At 71.1% G+C, this 14,741-nt stretch carries 16 protein-coding genes, 1 pseudogene and 1 riboswitch; of the genes and pseudogenes, 13 read left to right on the top strand and 4 right to left on the bottom strand.

Annotated features, from left to right (window positions below; translation table 11 throughout):
• Window positions 1–41: 41 nt before the first annotated feature.
• Window positions 42–761: an FG-GAP repeat domain-containing protein gene (locus RPX00_RS39045; RefSeq protein WP_406633110.1), complete on the top strand. Its 720-nt coding sequence runs from the start codon at window positions 42–44 to the stop codon at window positions 759–761.
• 40 nt (window positions 762–801) lie between these two features.
• Here RPX00_RS39045 and RPX00_RS39040 read toward each other — a convergent pair whose 3' ends face one another.
• Window positions 802–1,944 (bottom strand): HAF repeat-containing protein, encoded by a 1,143-nt coding sequence (locus RPX00_RS39040; RefSeq protein ID WP_406633108.1) that lies wholly within the window; start codon window positions 1,942–1,944, stop codon window positions 802–804.
• Between the two features lie 223 nt (window positions 1,945–2,167).
• Here RPX00_RS39040 and cobA point away from each other — a divergent pair, with 223 nt between their 5' ends.
• Both cobA and RPX00_RS39030 read left to right on the top strand, forming a co-directional pair.
• Window positions 2,168–3,394 (top strand): uroporphyrinogen-III C-methyltransferase, encoded by a 1,227-nt coding sequence (gene cobA / locus RPX00_RS39035; protein WP_406633106.1) that lies wholly within the window; start codon window positions 2,168–2,170, stop codon window positions 3,392–3,394.
• 29 nt (window positions 3,395–3,423) lie between these two features.
• Entirely contained in the window at window positions 3,424–4,185 is a 762-nt protein-coding gene (locus RPX00_RS39030) for a PIG-L deacetylase family protein (protein WP_406633104.1), read from the top strand.
• A 13-nt stretch (window positions 4,186–4,198) separates the two neighbouring features.
• Here RPX00_RS39030 and RPX00_RS39025 read toward each other — a convergent pair whose 3' ends face one another.
• A complete protein-coding gene (locus RPX00_RS39025) occupies window positions 4,199–5,074 on the bottom strand; it encodes an alpha/beta fold hydrolase (RefSeq protein ID WP_406633102.1) in 876 nt (291 codons plus the stop codon).
• Between the two features lie 110 nt (window positions 5,075–5,184).
• On the opposite strand from RPX00_RS39025, the gene RPX00_RS39020 reads away from it, so the two are divergent.
• Together RPX00_RS39020 and RPX00_RS39015 are read left to right on the top strand one after the other, a co-directional pair.
• Window positions 5,185–6,027, top strand: coding sequence for a crotonase/enoyl-CoA hydratase family protein (locus RPX00_RS39020; protein WP_406633100.1), 843 nt, complete (start codon window positions 5,185–5,187; stop codon window positions 6,025–6,027).
• 35 nt (window positions 6,028–6,062) lie between these two features.
• Window positions 6,063–7,769, top strand: a complete 1,707-nt coding sequence (locus RPX00_RS39015; RefSeq protein ID WP_406633098.1) for an AMP-binding protein — start codon at window positions 6,063–6,065, stop codon at window positions 7,767–7,769.
• A 19-nt stretch (window positions 7,770–7,788) separates the two neighbouring features.
• Here the strand turns inward: RPX00_RS39015 and RPX00_RS39010 are convergent, their stop codons facing one another.
• Window positions 7,789–8,019, bottom strand: coding sequence for a hypothetical protein (locus RPX00_RS39010; protein WP_406633096.1), 231 nt, complete (start codon window positions 8,017–8,019; stop codon window positions 7,789–7,791).
• On the opposite strand from RPX00_RS39010, the gene RPX00_RS39005 reads away from it, so the two are divergent.
• The 7 genes and pseudogenes from RPX00_RS39005 (at window position 7,997) to RPX00_RS38975 (ending at window position 12,380) form a co-directional block, all read left to right on the top strand.
• The gene (locus tag RPX00_RS39005; RefSeq protein ID WP_406633094.1) at window positions 7,997–8,227 is read left to right on the top strand and encodes a hypothetical protein; all 231 of its coding nucleotides are present in this window, start codon (window positions 7,997–7,999) and stop codon (window positions 8,225–8,227) included. The two genes, RPX00_RS39010 and RPX00_RS39005, sit on opposite strands and share 23 nt — an antisense overlap.
• 351 nt (window positions 8,228–8,578) lie before the next feature.
• Window positions 8,579–8,812 (top strand): hypothetical protein, encoded by a 234-nt coding sequence (locus RPX00_RS39000; protein ID WP_406633092.1) that lies wholly within the window; start codon window positions 8,579–8,581, stop codon window positions 8,810–8,812.
• A gap of 489 nt (window positions 8,813–9,301) precedes the next feature.
• Window positions 9,302–9,898: a CDP-alcohol phosphatidyltransferase family protein gene (locus RPX00_RS38995; RefSeq protein ID WP_406633090.1), complete on the top strand. Its 597-nt coding sequence runs from the start codon at window positions 9,302–9,304 to the stop codon at window positions 9,896–9,898.
• A 46-nt stretch (window positions 9,899–9,944) separates the two neighbouring features.
• Complete coding sequence (gcvH, locus tag RPX00_RS38990; RefSeq protein WP_406633088.1) at window positions 9,945–10,328, top strand: glycine cleavage system protein GcvH; 384 nt, start codon at window positions 9,945–9,947, stop codon at window positions 10,326–10,328.
• A gap of 125 nt (window positions 10,329–10,453) precedes the next feature.
• Window positions 10,454–10,924, top strand: coding sequence for a glycogen accumulation regulator GarA (garA, locus tag RPX00_RS38985; protein WP_009078859.1), 471 nt, complete (start codon window positions 10,454–10,456; stop codon window positions 10,922–10,924).
• Window positions 10,921–11,690 (top strand): annotated as a pseudogene (locus tag RPX00_RS38980) (MerR family transcriptional regulator). Before garA ends, RPX00_RS38980 begins: the two are co-directional and overlap by 4 nt.
• 216 nt (window positions 11,691–11,906) lie before the next feature.
• The gene (locus RPX00_RS38975) at window positions 11,907–12,380 is read left to right on the top strand and encodes a bifunctional nuclease family protein (RefSeq protein WP_009078856.1); all 474 of its coding nucleotides are present in this window, start codon (window positions 11,907–11,909) and stop codon (window positions 12,378–12,380) included.
• 36 nt (window positions 12,381–12,416) lie between these two features.
• On the opposite strand, the gene RPX00_RS38970 is transcribed toward RPX00_RS38975, so the two are convergent.
• The gene (locus tag RPX00_RS38970) at window positions 12,417–13,046 is read right to left on the bottom strand and encodes a TetR/AcrR family transcriptional regulator (protein ID WP_406633085.1); all 630 of its coding nucleotides are present in this window, start codon (window positions 13,044–13,046) and stop codon (window positions 12,417–12,419) included.
• Window positions 13,047–13,305: 259 nt separating this feature from the next.
• Here RPX00_RS38970 and RPX00_RS38965 point away from each other — a divergent pair, with 259 nt between their 5' ends.
• Window positions 13,306–13,887, top strand: coding sequence for a MerR family transcriptional regulator (locus RPX00_RS38965; protein ID WP_009078853.1), 582 nt, complete (start codon window positions 13,306–13,308; stop codon window positions 13,885–13,887).
• 33 nt (window positions 13,888–13,920) lie between these two features.
• Window positions 13,921–14,020: riboswitch (glycine riboswitch) on the top strand.
• Window positions 14,021–14,741: the final 721 nt, after the last annotated feature.

Below are 14,741 nucleotides of genomic sequence, written 5' to 3'. Positions count from 1 at the left end.
CAGCGGGTCGAGGATTGAGCTTCCGAGGCAAGGGAGTGGAGATGCCACTCGACCGGCAAGAGATGCGTTTGCGGAATGCGTTGTCCCGCCGCGGTTTTCTGCGATTCGCGGGCGGGGCGGGGTTGCTGGCGGCGGGTGCCGGAATATCCGGTGCCGTTGCCGCGCAGGCAGCTCCGGGAAGGCTCGGGCTATTCGGCCCGAACGAGGACTGGACCGGCGGTCCCTATTACGGCACGCTAGGCACGTTCTTCGCCGACGTCACCGGCGACGGCCGAGCGGACGCGATCGTCGTCAACTTCGATCGGGTCACGGTCCGGCGCTCGACGGGATCGTCGTTCAGCCCCAACGAAGACTGGACTGGCGGTCCCTATTACGGCTCACGGGGCACGTTCTTCGCGGATGTGACCGGCGACGGCCGGGCCGATGCGATCGTGGTGAACGACGACACGGTCACCGTCCGGCGCTCGACGGGCTCCTCCTTCGGTCCGAACGAGGACTGGACCGGCGGCCCCTATTACGGCACCCTCGGCACGTTCTTCGCCGACGTCACGGGCGACGGCCGCGCGGACGCGATCGTCGTCAACTTCGACACCGTGACCGTTCGGCGTTCGACCGGATCATCCTTCAGCCCCAACGAAGACTGGACCGGCGGTCCTTACTACGGCTCGCGGGGCACGTTGTTCGCCGACGTGACCGGCGACGGCCGTGCGGACGCGATCGTGATCAACGACGACACGGTCACCGTCCGGCGCTCGCAATAGGAGTATCGGCCGTTCCCCGAAGGGAACGGCCGAACCCGTCTTACTGGATCTTCCAAGACACCGCGTGCATCTTCCACCCAGGTGCGTCCGCATTGCCGACGATGTATCCGCTGTCGGTGATCCAGGTCGCCTTGCTGTAAGTGCCGCCGGGAAGAATGCCGAATTGCGTGCGGCCGCCGTTCTCGTACCACAGCGTCGCGCGGTTCTGCGCGTCTCCCACCGAGTTGCCGAAGGAATCGACCCCGGCGACATTGCCGTCGATGAGATACAGGTTCCCCTGCGGATCCCACAGCACCGAATCGCGCTCCGGGGGATAGGGATAGCCGGTCCCGACCACGTAGCCGGTGGGGCTGATCTGGCTGAGCCAGCTCGGATGCGGGCTCGGCCAGTCGAGGCGCTGGAGCGTGCCGTCGCGGTCCCAGGTCACCGGCGCGGAGGTGCCGTGCTCGACGTCGGTGAGGTGCCCGGCGATTGTCCCGGTCTTGCTGATGACGTTGTTCGCGCTGGCCCAGGCGGCCGGGGCCAGATCGGTGATCGGCCCGCCGTTCACCCACCGCACGGAGTGGGCTTTCACCGGGTTGGTGTCCAGGCCCGAGATGATCGTGCCGTCGGCGGAGATGCCGGTGGCGATGCACCAGACGTCGCCGGGCAGGGTGCCGAGGTCGGTGACGGTGCCGTCCGGGTCCCAGCGGAACGGATGCGTCTGGTCGCTAGGTGTCACCCATTCCCCGACGACGACGCCGGTGTCGCTGATGTGCTCGCCCATCGCGTTGTGGTAGCCGGGCGGCAGCGGCATCAAGGTCGCCTGGCCGCCCGCGTCCCAGCGCGCCGGGATGGCGATCGTCGGGGTCAGCACGTACCCGGCGGCGACCCCGCTGCTGTTGATCGCGCGCGCCTGCCCCTGGCTGGCGCCCGGCGTGGGCAGCGCGGTCGGATGCCCGGCGGCGTCCCAGCGGACCGGGTGGTCCAGGCGCGGGTCGCGGCCCACCGACGACGTGCCGACCGCCGTCCCCGCCTCGTTGACCGCCAGCGCCATGCTCTGGTCGTCGCCGGGCAGCGGAGCGAGATCCGTCGGCGCGAGCGGGTCGGCGTGCGCGGTCCCGGCCGTCGCGCCCGCGAACACCAGCACGGCTGCGACGACCGAGCACGCGCGTCTTCGTCTGGTCGCACTGTTCCTTGTCATCATGACTCCCCAAGTGATGCGGCAGTGTGCGACCTGCAGTCGTTTCCAGAAGGGACAGTGGTACGGGCGGCGTGCGGAATTACTCCCGTGGTGCCGGTTTTGCCTGCGGACAGCCGACGCACTTTTGCCGTCGCGTTAGCCCCGGCGGCGTAAGCACCCCCGACGGCGTGGCATGACCCACGCTCAGCGTGCGAGACGGCGGCCCGCCCATATGCTTCCGCGCATGGACGACCCGCACTACCTTTCCGGCCTCAACCTGACCGGCCGCCGCGTCGTGGTGTTCGGCGGCGGTTCCGTCGCCCAGCGCCGGCTACCCCGGCTGATCAGCGCGGGCGCCCGCGTCGAACTGGTGTCGCCGCATACGACGCCTTCGGTGCAGGGGATGGCGGACGCGGGCGAGCTGGTCTGGCATCAGCGCCGCTACACCGAGGGTGACCTGAGCGCCGCTTGGTACGCGCTGGCCTGCACGAACAGTCCGGAGACCAACGCCGAGATCTGCGCCGAGGCGGAGCGGGAACGCGTCTTCTGCGTCCGCGCCGACGAGGGCGAGTCCGGCTCCGCGGTCACCCCGGCGACCGGACGGCACGGCGGCCTCCTGTTCGGCGTCCTGTCCGGCGGCGAGCCGCTGCGGTCCGCCGCGGTCCGCGACTCGATGCTCGACGGCCTGCACGCGGGCACGATCGAGGACGGCCGCCAGCCGCACCCCGAGGGCACCCTGCCCGGCGTCGCGCTGGTCGGCGGCGGCCCCGGCGACCCGGACCTGATCACCGTCCGCGCCCGCCGGCTGCTCTCGCGCGCCGACGTCGTGGTGGTCGACCGGCTCGGCCCGCGCGACCTGCTGGACGAACTCGCGCCGGAGGTCGAGGTCATCGACGCGGCGAAAATCCCGTACGGCCGCGCGGCCAGCCAGGACGTGATCAACCGGACGCTCATCGAGAAGGCCCGCGAGGGCAAGTTCGTGGTCCGGCTCAAGGGCGGCGACCCGTACCTGTTCGGCCGCGGTTTCGAAGAGGTGCAGGCCTGCGCCGAGGCCGGCGTGCCGGTGACCATGGTCCCGGGCATCACCTCGGCGTTCGCGGTGCCCGCGGTGGCGGACGTGCCGGTGACGCACCGCGGGGTCGCGCACGAGGTGGTCGTCGTGTCCGGGCACGTCGCGCCGGGGGACGAGCGGTCGCTGGTCGACTGGTCGCTGCTGGCCCGGATGCGCGGGACGATCGTGCTGATGATGGGCGTCGAGCGGCTGCCGAAATTCGCCGCCGCGCTGCTGGAAGGCGGCCGCCCGGGAGACACGCCAGTCGCGGTCGTCGAGGACGGCACGATGCGGACCCAGCGGGTGCTGCGCTCGACGCTGGCCTCGGTGGCCGACGACGCCGCGGCGGCGGGCGTGCGGCCGCCCGCGGTGATCGTGTTCGGCCCGGTGGCCGGGCTGGACCGGAATCAGGCCGGATAACGCGGACAGCGGGCCTTCGGCGGGCGAGAATGGCCCGCATGACACTGCCTGCTTTGCCCGAAGAGTCCTTCCAGCGGGTGCTCTGTGTCGTCGCGCACCCGGACGACATGGAGTACGGCACGTCGGCGGCCGTCGCGCGCTGGACCGCGCGCGGCATCGAGGTCGGCTACCTCCTGCTCACCCGCGGCGAGGCAGGCATGCCGAACCCGCCCGAGGAGACGGCCCGCCTGCGCGTCGCCGAACAGCGGAACGCCTGCGCCGCGGTCGGCGTCGAGCACCTGACCGTCCTCGAACATCCGGACGGCGTGCTCGTCTACGGCCTCGACCTGCGCCGCGACATCAGCCGCGAGATCCGCCGCTTCAAGCCCGACGTCGTGCTCGGCTGCGGGTTCGATGTCGAAACGCCCTACGGCTTCGACCAGGCCGACCACCGCGCCGCCGGCCTCGCGACCCTCGACGCGATCCGCGACGCGGGCAACCGGTGGGTCTTCCCGGAGCAGATCGACGACGAGGGCCTGGCCCCGCACTCGGCGCGCTGGTACCTCGTGCCCGGGCTCCCCGGCTCCGGCGCGACCCACGGCGTCGACGTCACCGGCGAACCGCTGCGGCGCGGGATCGCCTCGCTGGAGGCACACGCCGCGTACCTGGCCGCGCTTTCGGGGCATCCCGCGCCCGCGGAGTTCATCCCGCAGTTCGCGGCACTGAGCGGCAAGGCGATGGGGGTCGAGCACGCGGTGCTGTTCCGGGCCCACGACCTGGAGGCGCCGCCGGAACTGCCCGTCGACGACTGACCGGACTTCGGGGTCAGACGGGGTAACGGCGAAACGCGAAGTCCCGGATCGCCGCGCTGAGCCGCTGGGGATCGAACCGCAGCTCGACCGGGCTGCGGGCCTGCACGAACTCGGCGTTCGGCAGGTCCTCGGCAAGGCTGCCCGCGTCGCCGAACGGGTGGATCGGGTCGCCTTCGTGCCCGATCACCAGGGTCGGCGTGGTGATCGTGCCGCGCATCGACTTCGGCGGCGCGATCCGGCCGAACAGCACACCGTGCAGCAGCGCGGCCATCGGCGCGGGGTCCTGGCTCAGCGTGTCCGTGACGACGTCCACCCACTGGTTCCCGTGCGGCACCAGATGCGCCGCGAAAGCCACTCCTCGCACCGTCACGGGCAGGAAGCGCGCGGCGAACAGCAGCGGCGCGAAGGTCAGCAGACCGGCGACGATCGCGTTGTCCAGCACCGGCATCTCGACCACCAGCCCGCGCGCCCGCGACGGCGCGGCGACCGCCACCTCCAGCGCCACGTTCGCGCCCAGCGACGTGCCGCCGATCACCGCGTCCTCGATCTCCAGGTGGTCGAGCAGCGCGACCGCCTGTTCGCCGAACGCGGGCATCGAATAGCGCCACGACTGGGTCGGCCGGTCCGAATCGCCGTGGCCGAGCAGGTCGAGCGTCACCACGCGGAAGCCGGCGCGGGCGAGCCGCCGGGCCAGCGGCGCGTGCATCCGCCGGGTGAACATGATGCCGTGCATGAGCACGACGACGCGGTCGCCGCTGCCGTATTCGGTGTAGCACAGGCGCTGGCCGTCGTGCCGGAACGAGCCGGACAGCTCGATCGGCCGGGCCTTGCGGGCCGCCGCGGGCTCCGCGGGCGGGGCGTCGGCGACGGGCACGGGTGCCGGATCCATACGGGCGCCTCCCTCTCCACCTCGGGTCTCCAGGAAAGCATCCCCGGGCCGCGTTGGCACAGTGTCAACTCAAGTGAGCTGGGGTGCGCGGGATGAGTAAAGATGACGGCATGACCGAACCAGTAGCCGCCCTGCCCGAACTCGCCTCGCTCCGCGTCGACCTCGACGGCCCGGTCGCCGAGGTCACCCTGCTTGGGCCCGGCAAGGGCAACGCCATGGGCCCCGACTTCTGGCGCGAGCTGCCGCTGGTGTTCGCCGCCCTCGACGCGGACCCGCGCGTGCGCGCCGTCGTGCTGTCCGGCAGCGGCAAGCACTTCTCCTACGGCCTCGACCTGCCCGCGATGATAGGCGGCTGGGCCCCGCTGCTGGCCGGCGACGCGCTGGCCGGGCCGCGCACCGAGTTCCACCGCGAGGTCCAGCGGCTGCAGCAGGCGGTCAGCTCGATCGCCGAATGCCGCAAGCCGGTGGTCGCCGCGGTGTCCGGCTGGTGCATCGGCGGCGGCGTGGACGTCATCACCGCCGCCGACATCCGCCTGGCCAGCGAAGACGCCAAGTTCAGCGTCCGCGAGGTCAAGGTCGCGATCGTCGCCGACATCGGCAGCCTGCAGCGGCTCGCGCCGATCATCGGCGAGGGCCATGTCCGCGAGCTGGCCTTGACCGGCAAGGACATCGACGCCGCGCGGGCGGAGAAGATCGGCCTGGTCAACGACGTGTACCCGGACCAGGAGACGCTGCTGGCCAAGGCCCGCGAGCTGGCCGCGGAGATCGCCGCGAACCCGCCGCTGGTCGTCCAGGGCACCAAGCAGGTCCTGTCCACGAACACCGAACGCCAGGTCGCCGAGGGCCTGCGCTACGTCGCCGCGTGGAACTCCGCTTTCCTGCCCAGCAAGGACCTCCAGGAAGCCGTGCAGGCCTTTATGGAGCGACGAGCGCCGGAGTTCAAGGGCGAGTAAAACAGGCACGGGAAAGCGAGCACGAGGAGTACGACGTGAGCAACGGCGCTGAGGTCACCGGGTACCAGGCATTCCGCGCGGCGCGGGACTACCTGCAGGCCCACCGCGAGGACTACGAGACTGCCTACCGCGAGTTCGCGTGGCCGCAGCTGGACGAGTTCAACTGGGCGCTCGACTGGTTCGACGCCATCGCGGCGAACCCGGCGAACGCGCAGCGGTACGCGCTGTGGATCGTGGAGGAGGACGGCTCCGAGAACCGCTGGACGTTCCCGGAGATGTCCGCCCGGTCCAACCAGGTCGCGAACTGGCTGCGCGGCCTCGGCGTCTCGCGCGGCGACCGGGTGATCGTCATGCTCGGCAACCAGGGCGAGCTGTGGGAGACGATCCTCGCGGCGATCAAGCTCGGCGCGGTGGTGATCCCGGCGTCCACGCTGCTCGGCCCGGCCGACCTCGTGGACCGGGTCGAGCGCGGCAACGCGAAGCACGTGGTCGTGCGCGCCGCCGACACGGAGAAGTTCGCCGACGTCGCGGGCGGCTACACGCGGATCGCGGTCGGCGAGCCGGTTTCCGGTTGGCACGCCTTCGAAACCGCGTACGCCTCGTCAGCTGAATTCACCCCGGACGGAGTCACCCGCGCCGGGGACCCGCTGCTGCTGTACTTCACCTCGGGCACCACCGCGAAGCCGAAACTCGTGCAGCACACGCACGTTTCCTATCCTGTCGGCCATCTGTCCACAATGTACTGGATCGGGCTCGAACCGGGCGACGTCCACCTCAACATCTCGTCGCCGGGCTGGGCCAAGCACGCGTGGAGCAACTTCTTCGCGCCGTGGAACGCCGAAGCGACCGTGTTCCTGTACAACTACGCGCGGTTCGACGCGGTCGCGCTGATGGCGCAGATGGACCGCTGCGGCATCACCAGTTTCTGCGCGCCGCCGACGGTGTGGCGGATGCTGATCCAGGCCGACCTCAGCGCGCTGCGGACGCCGCCGAAGAAGGTCGTCGGCGCGGGGGAGCCGCTCAACCCCGAGGTGATCGAGCAGGTCGAGAAGGCGTGGGGCGTCACCATCCGGGACGGCTTCGGGCAGACCGAAACCAGCGTCCAGGTCGCGAACACCCCGGGCCAGGACGTGGTGGCCGGTTCGATGGGCCGCCCGCTGCCGGGGTTCGTCGTCGCGCTGGTCGACCCGGTCACCGGCGAGCGGGCGAGCGAGGGCGAGATCTGCCTCGACCTCGCGCACCGGCCGGTCGGCCTGATGGCGGGCTACGCGGACGACGACGAACGCACGTCGGCCGCGTTCGCGAACGGCTACTACCACACCGGAGACGTCGGTTCGATCGACGAACGCGGCTACATCACCTACGTCGGCCGCACCGACGACGTCTTCAAGGCCTCCGACTACCGGATCTCGCCGTTCGAGCTGGAAAGCGTGCTGCTGGAGCACGAAGCGGTCGCCGAGGCGGCCGTGGTGCCCGCGCCGGACCCGATCCGGCTGGCGGTGCCCAAGGCGTACGTCGTGCTCGCCTCCGGGCACCAGCCGGACGCGGAGACCGCGCGGGCGATCCTCGCCTACGCACGGGAGCACCTCGCGCCGTACAAGCGGATCCGGCGGCTCGAGTTCGGGGAGCTGCCGAAGACCATCTCCGGCAAGATCCGCCGCGTCGAACTGCGCGGCCGCGAGGGCGGCGAGCGGCCCGAGGGCGAGTTCCGCGAGGACGACTTCCCGGACCTCAAGTCCTGAGCGGTGGTTCCGGCCGGGGCTACTCGGCCGGAACCACCGCCGCCAGCACGGTCTGCTCGCCCTTGCTGCACGTGGTGCCGCCCTGCGCGGCGGGCGGGCCGGACACGCACAGCCAGCCGTCAACGGTCGCGTTGACCGGGTTGTTCGAGCCCGCGGCCTGCCGTCCGTTGATCGCCTCGTGGAACTTCTTGACCAGCGACATCGCGTCCGCGCACGGGATCGCTTTGTTGTCGTACACGTACAACGTCATCCCGCTCGCCGCGGTGACCGTGCCGCAGGTGCCCGGATTGACCGGCGGCGCCTGCTTCGACGGCTTCGGCGCGGCCGCGGTGCTCTTGGGCACGGCCGGCGGACTGCTCGCGCCCCCGGTCTGCGGCAGCGGCGGGGGAGCGTGCGTGCTCGGCGCGGCCGAGGCCGTCGCGGAGGGCGCCGACGGAGCGGCCGCCGGTGGCGCTTGATCCCCCGAACAGGCGGTGAGCGCGGGCAAAACCACCACAGCCGCGCACAGCGGCCCGTACACGGTTTTCGACGGGAGCACCGCGATCCTTTCGCCGGGGTCGCGCCCATTCTGGCCCCTCGCGCCCCCGCTGAGCGGCACCGACACACCGGCGCGCCCGTCGCCGAGTCTACTGTGGACGGTTGTTTTCCGGTTCCGGAAGGGGAAATCCGTATCGTTTAAGCGCATCGATCGGAGGAATCCGATGCGCGGCGGTTAACGCTCGGCGGTCCGGCGCCGACGTACAAGGCAGGCGCCCCGCGCGTTCCAGGTCCCCGAAGCCCGACGCCAGAGAGCACGAGTCACCGAGAGCATGAGCACCGAAACCGTCCCCGCAGCCGAGACCGAAGCCCCGACCGTCCCGCCGACCGAACCCTGCAGCGTGGTGTGGTGCGGCGGCCGCCCCTACGTCCTCGAAGCAGGCTCCGTGCGCCCGCGCTGGGTGGGCACCGACGGCCGCGGCCGTCCGGAAACGCTCAGCAACGCCCAGCTCCAGCGCCGCGGCTGGAGCCACCGCCGCGCCGCCAGCCGCCGCCGCTCCCGCTGAACCTTCCGGCCTTCCGCCGCGGCCGCGCCGGGACCGGGGAGAACCCCGGCCCCAGCGCCGCCGCCCGGCGGAGGCTCCGGATTCCCTCCGCCGCACCGGCTTCAGCCGTCTTTCGCTGGTTCGCTGGCGGCGGAATCGTTCCAGCGCCGGACCCGCCGGGTCCCGTCCGCACCGCTCCGGCCCCAGCGCCGCCGCCCGGCGAGCGGTTCAGCCGGTGTTCCGCATCGCCCCGCCGGGCCTCGCCGCGACGAACCCGCCGCCGCACCGCGCTGCCGAGAAAGCCCCAATGCCACATTGGGTGCATGCGACGCACCGAACGCTGCTTCGGGTGCGTGCCGCGCACCCAACGCCACATCGGGGTGCGCGAGATGCACCCCAACGCCGCATCGGAGCAGAACACCCGCCGCAACCCCCGGCCCGCTACCGGGAACCCCGCCTTTCACCCCGCCAGGACAAACCTCGCGATCCCGCCCGCTCTAGGCTGACCGCGTGACCACGGTCCCCGACGAGCCCAAGACCGAGCCCTCCCTCTGGCGGCAGGCGCTCAACGTCCCCAACCTGCTGTCCCTGCTGCGCCTGGCCGGCGTCCCGGTGTTCCTCTGGCTGCTGCTCGGCCCCAAGGAGGACGGCTGGGCGCTCGCGGTCCTCGTCTTCTCCGCGCTCACCGACTGGCTCGACGGCAAGCTCGCCCGCTGGCTGGACCAGATGTCGCGGCTCGGGCAGCTGCTCGACCCCGCCGCGGACCGGCTCTACATCCTCGCCACGCTCGTCGCCTTCCTGATCCGCGACATCATCCCGTGGTGGGTCGTCGTGCCGCTGGTGCTGCGCGAGCTGGTGCTGGGCGTCTGCGTGATGCTGCTGCGCCGCGGCGGGTTCGCGCCGCCCGAGGTCACCTACATCGGCAAGGGCGCGACCTTCGTCCTCATGTACGCCTTCCCGTTCCTGCTGCTCACCCAGGGCGGCTCGGACGTCGCGGCGATCGCGCGGCCGATCGCGTACGCGTTCATGGTGTGGGGCGGCGTCCTGTATGTCTGGTCCGGCGCGCTCTACGTCGCGCAGGCGGCTCGCGCGCTGCGCACCCGGTGATGGAAGATTGTCGGCAAGCAAGCCAGCACCAGGAAGGGGAGCGGCGTTGACCACTCCGGAAGAACTGCGCTACACCGAGGAGCACGAGTGGGTGGCGACCCGCGAGGGGTCGCTCGTGCGGGTGGGCATCACCGAGTACGCGCAGGACCAGCTCGGCGACGTCGTGTTCGTCGACCTGCCCGAGGTCGGCAAGCAGGTCGGGGCGGGCGACCCGTTCGGCGAGGTCGAGTCCACGAAGAGCGTCTCGGAACTGTTCGCGCCGGTCGACGGCGAGATCGTGGCGGTCAACCCCGCGGTCGCCGAATCGCCGGAACTCATCAACTCCGACCCCTACGGCGAGGGCTGGCTCGTGGAGATCCGGCTCGACGACCCGGCGGGTCTCGAGGCGCTGCTCGAGGCCGAGGCGTACCAGGCGCTCATCAAGGGCTGAGCCGTTCGGCCGGGCGCGGTGAGCCTCAAGGGGAGCCCGAGGGTTCCGGGCCGGTCGGGCACGGTACGTTGACAGCTACACGTTCTTGGTCGACGACAACACTTCATGCGTAGAGGAGAGCTCAGGTGAGCACGAACGACGGGCCCGGCGTTCCCCCGGAGCAGTCTCCGGAGCGGACCTCTGTCTTCCGGGCCGATTTCCTGGCCGACATGGAAGGCCAGCAGGAGTCCGCACCGGCCGCCGAGGCACCGGTGCAGGGCGTCGACGCCCTGCCGCCGGGTTCCGCCCTCCTGGTCGTGAAGCGCGGGCCCAACGCGGGCTCCCGCTTCCTGCTCGACCGCGACACCACCAGCGCGGGACGGCACCCGGACAGCGACATCTTCCTCGACGACGTCACGGTTTCCCGCCGCCACGCGGAATTCCGGCGCGAGGGCGGGGAGTTCGTCGTCATCGACGTCGGCAGCCTCAACGGCACCTACGTCAACCGCGAGCCGGTCGACCAGGCCGTCCTCGCCGGCGGTGACGAGGTGCAGATCGGCAAGTTCCGCCTGGTCTTCCTGACCGGCCCGGGGCACGGGGGCCAGGGGGCGCAGTGACGGCGGCCGGGCAGCCCGGTCGTCAGGAGGCCCGGCGGGACGGGTTGAGCATCGGGGCGGTGCTCGCGCAGCTGCGCGGGGACTTCCCCGATGTCACGATTTCGAAGATCCGCTTCCTCGAGGCGGAAGGCCTGGTCCGCCCGGGCCGGACGCCCTCGGGGTACCGGCAGTTCTCGCCGGCGGACGTGGAGCGCCTGCGGTATGTGCTGTCCGCGCAGCGCGACCACTACCTCCCGCTCAAGGTCATCAAGGAACAGCTCGACGCGGCCGACGCGGGCGTGCCGCCGCCCGCGCCGGTCCCGGCGGCCCCGCAGCTGCCGCGGCGGCTCGTGCCGCTCGGGGACGGCAGCGATCCGGCGGGACTGCCGTCGGCGGCGGACTTCGAGACCGGGCCGGACCACCGGCTCACCCAGGAAGACCTGCTGGAACAGGCGGGCATCGACGACGCGATGCTGGCCGAGCTGTGCCAGTACGGCCTGCTGCGCCCCGGCGCGGCGGGTTTTTCGGCCCGGAGGCGGTGCTCATCGCCCGCACGGTCAAGGCGATGACCGAATTCGGGCTCGAACCCCGGCACCTGCGCGCGTTCCGCGCCGCGGCCGACCGCGAGGTCGGCCTGCTGGAGCAGATCGTGACCCCGGTGTACCGGCATCATTCGACCACCGCCGCGGCGCGGGCGGACGAGGTCGTGCGCGAGCTGGCCGCGCTGTCGGTCACGCTGCACACCCTGCTCGTCAAAGCCGGCATCCGCGGGGTGGCCGGCGATTGACCGGCCCGCATGCCCGAGACGCGTTTTCCGTCACTTGTCAATGACTGAACCTCAGCGCCGGGATGCCGTACCGTGAGAGACGGTTCGCGAGACCACGAACCGAGAAAGTCCGCTGCGAGCGAGCACAGCGCCCGGATGACGGGTAGCGTCGGAGACAACGGTCGTCAGCCGTCGCCAGCGCTGCGGCCCGTGTGCACGAGAGGGAGGCGAAGCCCGATGAGCGAGATGCGCGTCGTCGGAGTGCGGGTCGAACTGCCCGCCAATCAGCCGATCTTGTTGCTGCGGGAGACCGAGGGCGAGCGGTACCTGCCGATCTGGATCGGCTCGGTCGAAGCCACCGCGATCGCCCTGGAACAGCAAGGCGTCCGGCCCGCCCGGCCGCTCACCCACGATCTGCTCAAAGAGGTCATCGGCGCGCTCGGCCGCGAGCTGGAGCAGGTCGTCATCACCGACCTCAAGGAAGGCACGTTCTTCGCGGAACTCGTCTTCGACGGCGACATCCGGGTGTCGGCCCGCCCGAGCGATTCGGTCGCGCTGGCGCTGCGGATCGGCGTCCCGATCCACGCGGTCGACGCGGTCCTCGAGGAAGCCGGCCTGATCATCCCGGACGAGCAGGAGGACGAGGTCGAGAAGTTCCGCGAGTTCCTCGACTCCGTGTCCCCGGAAGACTTCCGCGGCGCCGACACCTGACCGCCGCGCCCGGCGGTTTCCCGCCGGGGCGGCGTTTCACCGCGCGGTGGCGCGGGCGAACAGGTCGGCCAGCTCCCGGCCGTAACGGTCCAGGTCCACGGCCGGATCGGCGGCGTAGGCGGCCGCGACCCCGTCGATGGCCTGCGCGATCGACAGCGCGACGATCTCCGGCGAGATGTCGCCGAACGCCCCTTCCTTGCGGCCCTGTTCGAGCTGCCGCTGCAGGACGCCGGTGCGCAGCTGACCGACCATGACGCCGGTCATCGCCCAGCCGTCGCGGTCGTCGGCGTGCGCGGCCATTTCGACCAGCACCCGCTCGCACTGCGGGTAGTCCCGCAGGAACGCGACCGACGTTTCGATGTAGGCGCGCAGGTTCCCCGGCCGGTCCGCCGGGTCGATGCCCTCGCTGCGCAGCCGCAGGTATTCCGATTTGGTCTCGGACACCGTGCTGAGCACCGCCTGCATGAGGCCGGCCTTGTTGGTGAAGTGGTACGAGATCAGCCGCGTGCTGCTGAGCCCGGCCCGCTCCTTGATCCGCGCGAAAGTGGTGCGCGCGTACCCGTGGTCGGCGATCGTGGCGATCGTCGCGCCGATGATCTGCGCCCGGGTGGTGGCCTCGGTGACGCTGAGGCCGAGTTCCGCTTGCGTGTCGATGTTTACTTGCATGAGTAATAAGTTACTTGGCTGAGTAAAAGATGTCAATCCCGTACGGCGAACGGGCCAAAGCCTCGACACGACCTTGAGGTCCGCCGCGCGTCGCGTTGACCGGCTCGCGGCGCAGCCTTACCGTCAAAGGCGGTAAATCGCCACGATGTGATTCGCCGACCCGGCGCGCTCGTGGCAGTTTTCCCCGGCCGAACCCGATCCTGGGCTCGACCGGCCTGTCGAACGCCCCGCCGCGAGGCCGGGCGAGGGGAGGCTTGCGGTGGTCGAGGCTGGTCGTCCGGAGATACCTGCCGGACCTGTCGCCGACGGCGAGCAGGGCGAGCTGTTCCCCGACGCCTCGCTGCCCGACGAACTGGTCGGCTACCGCGGTCCCGCGGCCTGCCAGATCGCCGGGATCACCTACCGCCAGCTGGACTACTGGGCGCGCACGAAGCTGGTCGCGCCCAGCATCCGGACGGCGCACGGTTCGGGGTCGCAGCGGCTCTACTCGTTCAAGGACATCCTGGTCCTCAAGGTCGTGAAACGCCTGCTGGACACCGGGGTCTCGCTGCAGAACATCCGCGTCGCGGTGGACCACCTGCGCGTGCGCGGGGTGCGGGACCTGGCGAAGGTCACGCTGTTCTCCGACGGCACCACGGTGTACGAATGCACCTCGCCGGAGGAGATCGTGGATCTGCTCCAGGGCGGCCAGGGCGTGTTCGGCATCGCGGTCAGCGGCGCGATGCAGGAGATCAGCGGCACGATCCACGAGTTCCCGGCCGAACGCGCCGACGGCGGTCTGGTCGAGGCCGTCGTGCCGGACGAGCTGACCCAGCGCCGCAACGCCCGCCGCACGGGCTGATCTTGGTCCGCGCTAGACTGGGCGCGCGATCGACGAACCCGCGCGGGAGAGACCGGACCGGCATCCCCGGTCCGGCGCCGAAGGAGCAAGTCCTCCCCGGAACCTCTCAGGCACCCTGGACCGCGCGGACGAGACGCCTCTGGAAAGCGCCTCGGCAGGAGACCACCAGCCGATGCCGCCGACGGTGCAAACCCGGCTATCCACGCGGGTGAAACTCTCAGGCGCCCCGCGGGGTACGGACAGAGTGGGGAGGGCCATGTTTCCGCGCGTGCGGCGCGGCGTGGCTGGGGGATTCCGGCGTTTCTGGTGCCCGTTTCGGCTGGGAGACTGAGGTTTCCGGCTTGGCGGGCGAGTTTCGGGTGCTGTGGAGCGGCATGGGCCCGAGAAGCTTCTCGGTGCTGAGGGCCAATTCGGCAGGTGACGGGGCTGGGGTCTGGGATTCTGCGCGGCCTTGACCGGTGAGGTGGAGGCTTCCCGGCGCGGCGGCGAAAGTCCGGCATGCGGCGAGGCTGTGGTTTTGGTGTGGCCCGGGCCAGTGAGGTCGGGGTTTCTCGGCGCGGCCGGTGAAGGTCCGGCACGTTGCGAGGCCGTGGGTTCTGGTGCGGTCTGGACTGGTGAGGTCGGGGCTCCCGGTGCGGGCGGCGAAGGTCCGGCATGCGGCGAGGTCGTGAGGTGTGGCCTGAACCGGCGAGGTCGGGGTTCCCGGCGGACGGCAAGGTCCAGGTCCTGGATGCTGGCATCCCTCGCGGTCTGGACCAGCGTGGTCTCGGCGCGGCTGACGAGATCCCGGCATCCGTTCTGGTGCGGAGTGAGCCGAGGTTTCCCGGCGATACAGCGAAATTCCGGCATCCTCG

This window comes from Amycolatopsis sp. WGS_07 (genome assembly GCF_045278895.1).
Classification (GTDB): domain Bacteria; phylum Actinomycetota; class Actinomycetes; order Mycobacteriales; family Pseudonocardiaceae; genus Amycolatopsis.
This window is presented reverse-complemented; position numbering and strand designations above follow the sequence as displayed.

Excerpts from the sequence above, each read along its gene's own strand:
- RPX00_RS39045 (WP_406633110.1), top strand. The coding sequence starts at position 42 with ATGCCACTCGACCGGCAAGAGATGCGTTTGCGGAATGCGTTGTCCCGC.
- RPX00_RS39040 (WP_406633108.1), bottom strand. The coding sequence starts at position 1,944 with ATGACAAGGAACAGTGCGACCAGACGAAGACGCGCGTGCTCGGTCGTC.
- cobA (WP_406633106.1), top strand. The coding sequence starts at position 2,168 with ATGGACGACCCGCACTACCTTTCCGGCCTCAACCTGACCGGCCGCCGC.
- RPX00_RS39030 (WP_406633104.1), top strand. The coding sequence starts at position 3,424 with ATGGCCCGCATGACACTGCCTGCTTTGCCCGAAGAGTCCTTCCAGCGG.
- RPX00_RS39025 (WP_406633102.1), bottom strand. The coding sequence starts at position 5,074 with ATGGATCCGGCACCCGTGCCCGTCGCCGACGCCCCGCCCGCGGAGCCC.
- RPX00_RS39020 (WP_406633100.1), top strand. The coding sequence starts at position 5,185 with ATGACCGAACCAGTAGCCGCCCTGCCCGAACTCGCCTCGCTCCGCGTC.
- RPX00_RS39010 (WP_406633096.1), bottom strand. The coding sequence starts at position 8,019 with ATGACGTTGTACGTGTACGACAACAAAGCGATCCCGTGCGCGGACGCG.
- RPX00_RS39000 (WP_406633092.1), top strand. The coding sequence starts at position 8,579 with ATGAGCACCGAAACCGTCCCCGCAGCCGAGACCGAAGCCCCGACCGTC.
- RPX00_RS38975 (WP_009078856.1), top strand. The coding sequence starts at position 11,907 with ATGAGCGAGATGCGCGTCGTCGGAGTGCGGGTCGAACTGCCCGCCAAT.
- RPX00_RS38970 (WP_406633085.1), bottom strand. The coding sequence starts at position 13,046 with ATGCAAGTAAACATCGACACGCAAGCGGAACTCGGCCTCAGCGTCACC.